At 65.4% G+C, this 1,110-nt stretch carries 1 protein-coding gene and 1 pseudogene; one reads left to right on the top strand and one right to left on the bottom strand.

What is annotated here, in order from left to right; all coding sequences use genetic code 11:
- Positions 1 to 322: pseudogene (locus ACI2LW_RS33730) on the bottom strand (hypothetical protein); the annotation flags it as partial.
- 165 nt (positions 323 to 487) lie between these two features.
- Between ACI2LW_RS33730 and ACI2LW_RS33725 the strand changes: the two are divergent.
- A complete protein-coding gene (locus ACI2LW_RS33725) occupies positions 488 to 892 on the top strand; it encodes a type II toxin-antitoxin system PemK/MazF family toxin (protein ID WP_404735066.1) in 405 nt (134 codons plus the stop codon).
- Positions 893 to 1,110: the final 218 nt, after the last annotated feature.

Genomic DNA, 1,110 nt, shown 5'->3' with positions numbered 1-1,110 from the left:
GGGCCGATTGACCCCCGTCGAGTACGAGACCACCATGACCCCACCCGCAGCTCTGGCTGCATAACCCCGCTGTCACCTGATCATGCAGCAGTCCCGTGTGCGTGTTCGTCGGCGTGGACGACAGCGAGGAAAGCATGGGCCAGCATCGCGAGGGTGACCCCCTGCACAGCAGATGCTGCATGCCGTGCGGAGTGGCCTCCCCGGCCCACTCTGCGATCGTCCAGCAGTTCTTGCGCGGCAGATCCGACAGCAGGCCCGGCACCAAGCGCTTGGCCCGGAGGCGGGGTTCGACCCGCGCGAACCGCCCGGCTATCCGGCTCATCAGGCCATCGAAAGCCTCCTGCCAGCGGGCAGGGTCTACGCTGTGACCTGCGGCCACCGCGTGATCGTTTGTCTTCACACACCGATGATCAACGTGGCCGCACCTGTCTCCACAGCGCGTCAGGGTCGCGCAGCGTACGCATGCGGTCCTGGGTCAGGAGGACATGTGCAACGTGGCGAAGTCTGGTGGGTCGAGTTCGACGAGCGGCGGCCGGTCGTACTGCTGTCGGAAGGCGACGCGTCCGGCATCCGGGTGATGCAGGTCGTGGCACCGGCGGGCGTCGACATCAGCGGTCTGGGCGTCGAAGTGGCAGTAGGCGCCATGGAAGGACTGCCCTTTGAAGGCGTGCTGCGGGTCGCGTTCCCGTCTCCGGGCTTTACCCCTTGTACGTGGCTGACCACCGTGTCCCGGGACGACCTGATCGAGCGGGCGGGCGCCCTGCCCTACGCGAAACTCAAAGAGATTGAGGATGCCCTCCGACTCGCTGGACAGGCGCAGGAGCGGACCCCGGCGACGACCGAGAAGCTCAGCGAATTAAGGGACGCCCTCCGTCTCGGTGGACTTGAGTAGTCGGGTAGGCGGAGAAGGAACGGACACCCTCGGTGGCGTGGTCGATCTCGTCCAGATGATCGACACTGACCACCTGTCTCCTCGGCGCCCCTCATCATCGAGATCACGATCTACGGCTGGAGTACTAGTGTCCTGCGCCGGAGATCCGTCGGCAGAATCGTGCGAGGGATTCGAGGATCTCCTCGGCGGTCTTGGTCCAGATGAACGGCTTGGGGTCT

It is taken from the genome of Streptomyces sp. NPDC004065 (assembly GCF_044903565.1).
In the GTDB taxonomy this organism is placed as follows: domain Bacteria; phylum Actinomycetota; class Actinomycetes; order Streptomycetales; family Streptomycetaceae; genus Streptomyces.
This window is presented reverse-complemented; position numbering and strand designations above follow the sequence as displayed.